5 protein-coding genes are annotated in these 9,888 nt (G+C 46.6%); 4 read left to right on the forward strand and 1 reads right to left on the reverse strand.

The features are described from left to right. The first annotated feature begins 127 nt into the window (after positions 1 to 127). The 4 genes from ADU23_RS11095 (at position 128) to ADU23_RS11110 (ending at position 9,370) form a co-directional block, all read left to right on the forward strand. A complete protein-coding gene (locus ADU23_RS11095) occupies positions 128 to 4,513 on the forward strand; it encodes an Ig-like domain-containing protein (RefSeq protein ID WP_053373807.1) in 4,386 nt (1,461 codons plus the stop codon). Between the two features lie 177 nt (positions 4,514 to 4,690). Further along, on the forward strand, positions 4,691 to 7,399 hold the full coding sequence (locus tag ADU23_RS11100; RefSeq protein WP_053373808.1) for a stalk domain-containing protein: 2,709 nt from the start codon (positions 4,691 to 4,693) through the stop codon (positions 7,397 to 7,399). A 77-nt stretch (positions 7,400 to 7,476) separates the two neighbouring features. Then, the gene (locus tag ADU23_RS11105; RefSeq protein ID WP_053373809.1) at positions 7,477 to 8,637 is read left to right on the forward strand and encodes a sensor histidine kinase; all 1,161 of its coding nucleotides are present in this window, start codon (positions 7,477 to 7,479) and stop codon (positions 8,635 to 8,637) included. A 4-nt stretch (positions 8,638 to 8,641) separates the two neighbouring features. Further along, the gene (locus ADU23_RS11110) at positions 8,642 to 9,370 is read left to right on the forward strand and encodes a response regulator (RefSeq protein ID WP_053373810.1); all 729 of its coding nucleotides are present in this window, start codon (positions 8,642 to 8,644) and stop codon (positions 9,368 to 9,370) included. 154 nt (positions 9,371 to 9,524) lie between these two features. Here ADU23_RS11110 and ADU23_RS32080 read toward each other — a convergent pair. Beyond that, on the reverse strand, positions 9,525 to 9,888 hold a 364-nt coding region (locus tag ADU23_RS32080; protein WP_197286058.1), incomplete at its 5' end, for an LPXTG cell wall anchor domain-containing protein.

The raw sequence follows: 9,888 nt of genomic DNA on the forward strand, positions 1-9,888 counted from the left end.
TTACACTACTCCGTGGTCAGCTTTTTTTGTTTGCCTTTCGACACAAAAAAGGAGTTTAACCTAAATTTTTCATGTCAACTAACCGACAAATAGAGTACGAGTGTAATTTTTTGAGGAGTGAATTGAAATGAACCGAACCAGCAAGCTTTCTTCATTTATCGCCGTAATGCTGTTTCTCCAATTAAGCTTGGCAAGCTGGCCTCTTGGCACGCAGCAAGCGGCTGCAGCATCTACGGGTCCAGTCGTATTAAGCCTCAGCCCGGCTGATGATCTTATTAACGTATCGATTACGGCTGATTTGAAAATGACCTTTGATGAAAATGTGAGCAAAGGGTCTAATTCAACATCCATTTCCATTTACGATTATGCAACGAGCAACTTGGTGGAAAGGATTCCTTTATCGTCTAATCAAATCTCCATTGATGCATCTCAGAGAACGGTGACGATAGACCCGACATATCATTTCGCGCTAAATACAAATTATTATGTTTTGGTTGATGCCGGTGCCTTTGTTAACACTTCGAACAATGTCGGTTATGCGGGGATCAATAGCGCTAGCAGCTGGAATTTCCGAACGGTTGCTGAAGTGGATGTGACCAGGCCGTCGCATACAAAGCTAATTCCTAATGTTTCGCCTGCGGCAATTACGACACCTATTATCATTACCTTCGATGAGGCGGTATATGTTGCAAGCGGCAGCATCCAAATCAACTCTACAGAGGATAATAGAACGATTGCAGTGACTTCGAATGCGGTTAGGGGCAGCGGGACGAACCAAATCATCATTCAGCCTCCAGCTGCACTGCAGCCAAACACGTCGTATTCCGTTACGATTCCGAGTACAGCCTTTCAGGATGCGGCGGGCAATCTTTATAATGGCACAACGTGGAGCTTTACAACGGATACTGCACCAGTGAATGTGGCAGCGCCTTTCGTTCCAGCAGACAATGCGACATCGGTGCCGATCACTGCAACGCTAAATATTACATTTGACAAAAATGTTCAAGCACGTGCAGATAAATATATTGAAATACGACGGATAAGCAATAACACAACCTTTGAACGCTTTAGCGCTTTGTCATCTCGAGTAACTGTTACTAATAATCAAGTACATATATCTCCAAGCTCAAATCTAGAGGCTAATACAGCTTATTATGTGTTAATTGATGCAGGTGCGTTCACCCAGCAGGACCCAAATGGCGATCAATGGTATCATGGGATTGCCGGCGCCTCCGTATGGAATTTTAGTACGGATCCTGGCAATGAAACGACCCCGCCTCTTGCAACAGCGGTCTTGCCGGCGGCGGGTGGAACGATCAGCGGCTTGAGCTCTCTCTTGCAAATTACGTTTAATGAGCCCGTTTTTCTAAGCAGCGGCGCAATTGAAATTAGAGATTCAGCAACAGGAGCATTATTCCGTTCGATTCCAGTCACTTCGGAGCGAGTAACGGGTGGCGGAACATATCAGATTACGATTGATCCGAATAAAGCGATTAGTGGCGAGGCCGAGAAGGCATTCGTAAATAATACAAAATATTATGTTACAATCGGCAATCGCGCAATTCGCGATGCGGCAGGCAATTACTATGCAGGGCTTTCATCCTCGTCAGCTTGGTCCTTTACGGTTGCGCAGGATACAGTGAGGCCTACACTATCATTACTGAATCCGGTAAATAATGCGGTTTCGGTTGGGCTGAGTCAAGCCTTTACGGCTTCGTTCAACGAGCCTGTCAAAAAGGGCACAGGATCGATCATGTTTAATCCTGTAGGGGATAACACGCTGCAGCCTATTCCAGGGAATTTTTATATTGACGGCAATAATAATAGTTTATTAGTTATTACGCCATCACAGGCATTGAATGCCAAAACCGCCTACTATATAACGATTGATGCTAGTGCTGTAACCGATTTAGCTGGAAACAGCTTTGCAGGAATACTAAACGAGTATCAATGGACTTTTCATACGTTTGGTTCGGACACAACAGCGCCAACGATTAGCAAGCTAGAGTGGAGCGGATCAACGATCACTCTATCTTTTAACGAAGATTTAAATGTACATTCGGTCCCGTCAACGGGGAGTTTCTATGTGACGGTAAATGGAGCTCCGCGACCAGTGACTGGCGTTCAGGTAAGAGGAGAAGCTGTTTACCTAACACTCTCTAGCCCAATTGTTGCGGGACAACAAGTGAAGCTGTCATATTCTAAAGCAGCCGTAGGGCTTATTCAAGATACATCAGGCAATCAAGCAGCAAGCATTGCCAATCAGGATGTGCCTGGTGCAAAAGATGTCACAGCACCTACGGTAATAAGCGGTAACGCTTCAGGAAGCGCCATTACTTTATCTTTTAATAAAGAACTAATGCAAGTAAATAGTTACGCATATCTGCAATTCTCAGTTAACATCGGAGGCGTTAATTACAGTACGACTTCCATCTCAAGCAACGGAAACAATATTTTGCTTACGATTAACGGATCGATTCAAAGCTATCAAAACGTTTATGTGACTTATACGCCTGGCTCTAATCCAGTTAGAGATAAGGCTGGCAACTACTTGGGGGCTTTTAACAATTACAGTATTTACAGTGTGCCTGATACTGGTACGCCCACCCTTCAATATATTAGCGTTAACAGCAACATTGTCACATTGAAATACAATAAGAACTTGAACACACAGAGTGTACCAACAGTGGGACAGTTCAATGTATTGGTCGATAACATCGTACGTCCTGTACTACAAATCAATATTTCTGGTGATTCCGTGCTATTAATACTTTCATCAGCTATAACAACTGGACAAGTGGCATCCGTATCGTACTTGGCCTCGATGTCGTTGATAACAGACTTGGCAGGAAATGCTGCATCCTCCTTTACCAATGTTACGTCTGGAAGTGGAGGTAGCGGCGGAGGAGGGCAAAACGGCACCATTTATGGCGTTATTGCAAAAGGCTCTACAATAACCTTAACTTTCGCTGAGTCAATGAACAGCAGTTATGTGCCTGGCATTTCTCAGTTTCTAGTAAATTCGAATAACGCAGTACGATTAGTATCGCGAGTAGATTTGAGCGGATCATCGGTCATTTTAAGGCTAGCCTCCCCAGTTGGCATGGGAGAGACGGTGACGGTGAGCTACTATTCGAGCACTACCGGTCTTCGCACGAATAGCGGGACGACGATAAATAGCTTCACTAATCTAAATGCGGCCAATCAAACAACGATCTTGGATGGCTTATCAGGTGAGTATGAAGAATCTGATGGTGGAGGAATTGGCTTAAAAACGTCAGTAGCATCCACTGTAATGGACACTTCTCCAGCAGGCGTACAAGCAAATCGTTATGTAATATCGAGCGAGAAGCTGCTTACGGCATTTTCAACCGCTCGTACAGCCGGTATCGCAATACCTCGTGTCGCGTTTAAAGTGCCTTCCTCAGAACGTGCAGCGATTGTGTCTGTTCCAATAAGCACGCTGGATATGGCATCCCGCATCAATGCTAAATCCGTATTCGCTGTGCAATATGGCGATGCGACTTATGAGCTGCAATTAAATGCGACGGATTTTGCGAAAATAAATACTTTGCTTAATGGCAACAGTTCAATGGGGCAATTGCTGATCCGAATCGACCAAGGTTCATCAACGCTTACGGGAGATCTCAACTCAAAAATCAATAGCTCCAATGTCGGTATGCTAGCCGGCCCTTACCACTTCGACGTTACCGCTGTCAGCGGTTCCGTGCAGAAGCCATTGAATGATTTTAACAGCTATGTGTCGCGTACGATTCAGACTTACCAGTCCGTGGACACGAGCAAGGCGGCAGTCGTGTGGTTCGACCCTACGACAGGCGGGCTTTCCTATGTGCCGACTGAGCTTACGACAAGCTCAGGCAAGACGACAGCAACGTTCAAGCGGAAGGGCAATAGCTCATATGCGCTTGTGACTAACTCAGCGAGCTTCTCGGATTTAGCCAATCACTGGGCAGCGGCCAATATTCATACATTGTCGCGGAAATTCATCGTAGAGGGCCGGACTGCATCTAAGTTTGAGCCGAATAAAGCGATTACGCGCGGTGAATTTGCCACATACATCGCCAAAGGTCTAGGGCTAAGCAGCGACAAGACGGCAGCGGCCAGATTTAAGGATGTCAATACGAATACGACAATGGGAGCTTATATTGGCGCCGCATCGGCAGCAGGAATTGTGGCTGGCAATACCGATGGCACCTTTAAGCCTAACAATCCGATTACGCGTCAGGAAATGGCCGTGATGATGATTAGAGCCGCTAGTGTAGCAGGTCTAACGGTTCAGCTGCCTCAATCGGCTTCCTCCTACCTCCAGAAGTACACGGATCGCGGGAAAGTTGGCGCATGGGCGCAGTCTGACGTAGCAAAATCGATTTATATCGGTGTCATTAGCGGTAAAACGGCGGCGACATTGAGTCCGCAAACCAATGCAACGCGCGCGGAAGGATCCGTTATGATCCTGCGCTTGCTGCAAAAGGTGAAATTTTTGACTCCGTAATAAGCAATTAATATGGCTCGGTCCGTGCATCAAATGTGCGGTCTGAGCCTTTTTTATTACATAGGCGATATCTATCAGTCTAGAGAATACGATAGTACTCTTTTATCGGACGTAACTTTTCTACTACTCTTGTAGTCTATAACTATTAGATTAATGGATGGGAGAGTTGCTAATCTAATGGGTAAGGTTAAGAAAATCATCGGACGGCAGACAGAAAGCTTGGGGAAGCGCGTCATTATCGTTGTGTTAGGTGGAGCGTTGCTAGTACAGCCAGTAGCGTCACTTTTGCCTGGAAGCTGGCAAACGGCACTTGTGGAGCCCACAGAGGCGGCTGCTAGCAATACTGTTCTTAAGCTGTCACAACAATCATATGTTACAGCGGGAGCCAAGCGGCTTGACTACGTATACACGGCGACGCGCGGCAGCTCGAAGGTACAAACCGATGTTCATGTCATAGAAGTCGACCTAACGAATCCCTACGTATCCTTAAATGCGATGAGCGGGAGAAATAATAGCATTGGTCAAGTCAACACGATTCTTAATATGACAAAAGAAAACGGAGCGGTAGCTGCAATCAATGCTGACGTCTTCGTAATGGGCAATGAAGGCGCGCCTCTTGGAGGGCAAGTCTCGAGCGGCATGTTCATGTCGAGCCCAGCTAAGCTAAAGGGGATGCATGCATTTTCGATATCGAAGGATCGCAAGCCAATGATCGATAATTATACCTTCGACGGCTTAGTGACGGCTGCAGATGGGTCTAGCTTCCCGCTTGAGGGATTGAACCAATCGGCCTATGTTCCGGAAACGACAGGCACGAACTTTAGCCATGTCAATAAGATGTATATTTATACTAGTGCCTGGGGCGGGGCGGAACGGCCCAAAAATTCAGGCTCCACACCTACGGAGGTATTGGTTCGCAACGGAATTATCGAGGAAATTTCCATTGATAAAGCAATAGCCGGACAAGCGCCAGCCGATGGATACATCCTTCGTACGCACGGCCTAGCAGCTACATACGTAAAAGAGCATTTGCAGATCGGACAATCGATTACAGCCGACTACTCGCTTGTGTCACAGACAACGGGAGCGAAGGTAGATCCTGCGTCCTTCGAGATGATGGCAGGCGGTCATACGCTTCTGGTTAATGCCGGCGCTGCTGCTGCGTTCTCTCGTGATATTACGGGGGTTAGCGGTTCCTCTTATACCTCGCGGACTGGTGTCGGCTACTCACAGGACGGAACGAAAGTCTATCTCATTACGAGTGAGCGATATGGCAGCAATACGGGTGTGAGCTTGAAGGAGCTTCAGCAGATTATGGTGCAGCTAGGCGTTTATAAAGGCGTCAATCTCGATGGCGGCGGTTCAACGACGATGATCGAGCGTCCGCTTGGTAATAGTGCGCTGCAGCTTGCTCATTCTACGCAATACGGCACAACGCAGCGGAGCGTGGCTAACGGAATAGGCGTATTCACAACAGCGCCAAAAGGAACGCTTAAAGGTATTTCTGTAAGTGGATCTAAAGTCATGCTAATAGGGCAGAAGTCTTCCTATTCATTGAAGGGTTATGATACGTATTACAATCCCTATGATGTTGATAATGGAACAGCAGTATGGAGCTCTGAGAAGGCGATCGGAACTTTCCAAGGCAATGAGTTTACGGCGACAAAAGCAGGGAAAACGACGCTCAGCGTGAAGTCGGGCGGAATATCGACAAAACAGGATATTGAAGTCATTGGCCAAGACCAAATTGCCTCGCTATCCATTGATACGGCAGCGGGCGTATTGGCTAAGGGAGCAACCATTTCCGTTCCGCTTACGATGAAGCTCAAAAACGGCAATACCTATAAGCTAAGCGGCGACTCCGTAAAATGGGAATTTGTTGGCTTCACAGCCGCGCAAAAAGGAGATAGCCTAACGGTTCAATCGGTTAATGCAGGAACGACTGTAGGATACGCAATTGCCCGTTATGACGGTTATCCGGCTATGATTCCATTTACGCAAGGAGAATCGGTCAGCACCTTCGAGGACTTTGAGAAATCGACCTATCCGATTACTTCACAGGTGACACCTGCTGAAACGGCTGGCAGCGTAAACCTAGTGTCTGATTTGCCGGGCCAAACGTCCGCGAAGGCGTTAAAGCTGGATTATGATTTTACGAATGGAACAGGTACGAAAGCATCTTATGCAGTGTTTAATTCGACAGGCCGTGCAATCGAAGGCTCGCCAATCTCAATGACCGTAGACCTATACGGAGATAACAGCCTGAACTGGGTACGTGCGGAGTTTATTGATGCGGACGGAAAAGCGCATCTTCTGGATCTTGCCAAGCAGCTGGACTTCAACGGCTGGAAAAATGTGAAGCTGAACCTATCGTCAGCTGGAATGAAATTCCCGGTTAAGCTCAAACGCATCTACATCGTTACGATTGCCGAGGGACAGGATGAGCGGGCAGCATCTGGTTCAATTGGACTAGATAACATGAAGCTGCAATATCCGCCGTCCGTAACGGTTGATTCAAAAACGAAAGTAGAGATGATCGTAGGCAAGACTGCTGCTACGGTTAATGGTAAAGCGATCAAGCTGGATTCGGCGCCAATCGTGCTGAATGGAGTCACTTATGTACCGGTTCGGTTCGTTTCGGACGCAATGGGATCCAAGCTGCTTTTTGATGGTAAAACGGGGCAAGTTACGGTGCTGCGCGGCAATAAGCTGATGGAAATGACGCTTGGGAAAAAAGATCTAATTTTAAACGGCGTGCGTCAAACCTCAGAAGTAACTCCGATCGTTCGAAACGACCGCACGCTAATTCCGGTTCGTCTATTCTCGGAGAAGCTGGGATTAAAAGTGGGCTATGACGGCAAAGCCAAAAAGATTACCATCGATTAACGATGGACGAAATAGCTATATTCTGTGTTATGATAGAATAGATAAACCTTTAAGTAGAGAAAGGTTGCCGATCTATCGTGGACCACCTAACCGTCGATATAAATCGAGTTATTAAGAATGCAATCGAAGTGATGGAAGACAGCAAATATCAGATTTATGAAATATGTGAATCGGCGCGCACGGAGCTGGAGTCGCTGGAGCAGGAGCTTGAGATCGTTCTTCAGGAAACGGTGAAGACGATCGATAAGGTCGATCAGCTGGAGCTGGACTACCGTCGTGCGCGTATACGGTTAACAGAAGTAAGCCGGGATTTTGTACGCTACAAGGAAGACGACATTAAGTCAGCGTATGAGAAGGCTACTCAAATTCAATTGGATTTGATGGTGTATCGCGAGAAAGAGTCTTACTTGAAGGCACGTCGGGATGATTTGCAAAAACGCGTCCGCAATGTGGAAAATTCGATTGAGCGAGCTGAAACGATTGCTTCGCAAATAAATGTTGTGCTTGAGTATTTAGCGGGTGACCTGAACCAGGTTACTCGAATCATTGAATCCGCCAAAACAAGGCAGCTGCTAGGCTTAAAAATCATATTGGCGCAAGAGGAAGAACGAAAGCGGATCGCGAGAGAAATCCATGACGGTCCGGCACAATCGCTCGCCAATATCGTTCTTCGAACAGAAATTGCAGAACGAATGCTTATCAAGCAGGAATTTGTGATGGTACAGGAAGAATTAGTAGATTTGAAAGGACAGGTCCGTTCCGGCCTAGAAGAAATTCGCAAAATTATTTTTAATTTGCGTCCGATGGCGCTGGATGATTTGGGACTTGTGCCGACTCTTCGCAAATTCACGCAGGATTTTGAAGAGAAAACGAAAATACATACCGTATTCGAGCTAATCGGTAAAGAAGCTCGGATGCCCTCTGCAATGGAAGCGGCTATTTACCGCTTGGTTCAGGAAGCCTTTACCAACGCTTTGAAGCATGCGAGTGCTACTCATGTTTTGCTCGAAATTAACTATCAGCCACAACAGATTTCTATCGTTATTCAGGACAACGGCGTTGGTTTTCATAGCGAACTAATTGAGCAGGATGCTAGCCAAAACGCACACTTTGGATTGGTGGGGATGAGAGAACGTATTGAGCTGATAGAGGGAAGGATGGATATAGACTCAAATCCCGGTAGAGGGACGAAAATTATGATAGACATACCTACGACTGCCGAATCTAGAAAGGAGTAAGATGATGATCCAGAAACCTGCAAGCAGTGCAAATACAATCAAAATTTTACTTGCGGATGACCACCAGCTATTTCGTGAAGGACTTAAACGGATTCTGAATATGGAAGACGATCTTGAAGTCATTGGCGAATGCGGCGACGGCATTCAAGTGATGGAGTTCTGTAATCACACGATTCCTGAAATCGTTTTGATGGATATTAATATGCCAATCGAGAACGGTGTCGTTACGACAGAGCGTTTGAAAAGCTTGTTTCCCGATGTTAAGGTAATCATTCTATCTATCCATGACGATGAGAGCTATGTATTTGAAACGCTTCGCAAAGGGGCTACAGGCTACCTGCTTAAGGATATGGAAGCGGAATCGTTAATTAATGCCATCCGCTCTGTCGTTCAAGGACATGCCTACATTCATCCTAAAGTTACTGGCAAGCTGATTAACCAGCTTCGCCGCATGACTTATTTGGACGAGATGGGAATCGTATCGGGAGCAGCTGCTGCACAAGAGCCGGGAGTGAAGTTCGTTGCAGGCGACGAGAGCCCTCTAACGCGCCGCGAGGCAGAGGTGCTGAGACTTATGGCTGAAGGCAAGAGCAATAAGCTAATTGGTGAATTTCTATTTATCAGTGAGAAAACAGTTAAAAACCACGTCAGCAGCATTTTGCAAAAGATGGAAGTTGATGACCGGACGCAAGCTGTTATTCAATCGATCAAATATGGCTGGGTTACGCTTTAAATTTCAAATCATTAAAAATCCCGTATCGGATGATGCGGGATTTTTTGTATGCTTAGCTCCCGTTAGGTGTGAGCTGCGAAAAAAAACTCCGAAGCTGCCTTTTAGGCTGCTCCGGAGATGAAAATACAATTATCAGATGGTTTGATCCTACCGGTTATCTTCCTTGCCGTTTCTTGCGAAGCGATAGGAAGCCGGCTGAAAGGGCAAAGGCGCCAATGAGATAATACGGGATAGGACTGGAATCGCCCGTTTTTGGAAGCGTATCAAGCGGAACTTGATCCTCGGCTACATCGATAACGGTATCTGTAGGCGGCTCGCCATTTTCGTTATCATCGATTCCTCCGATTGGCGGCTCCTCATCCACGATCTCAACGATTGTAGTAACCTCGGGTGATGATGTAGGAGTAGGTGCAGTCGAGACAACAGGTGTTGAGGTTGGCGTACTCGTAGGTGTTGGCGTCGTTGAGTTAGGCGTATTCTGAGGCGTAGTCACCGGTGTAGGTTCTGATGATGGCGGT

Source organism: Paenibacillus sp. FJAT-27812 (assembly GCF_001273905.1).
In the GTDB taxonomy this organism is placed as follows: Bacteria; Bacillota; Bacilli; order Paenibacillales; family Paenibacillaceae; genus Pristimantibacillus.

What these genes read in the sequence shown, in the direction of transcription:
- ADU23_RS11095 (WP_053373807.1), top strand. Translation starts at nt 128, where the DNA reads ATGAACCGAACCAGCAAGCTTTCTTCATTTATCGCCGTAATGCTGTTT.
- ADU23_RS11100 (WP_053373808.1), top strand. Translation starts at nt 4,691, where the DNA reads ATGGGTAAGGTTAAGAAAATCATCGGACGGCAGACAGAAAGCTTGGGG.
- ADU23_RS11110 (WP_053373810.1), top strand. Translation starts at nt 8,642, where the DNA reads ATGATCCAGAAACCTGCAAGCAGTGCAAATACAATCAAAATTTTACTT.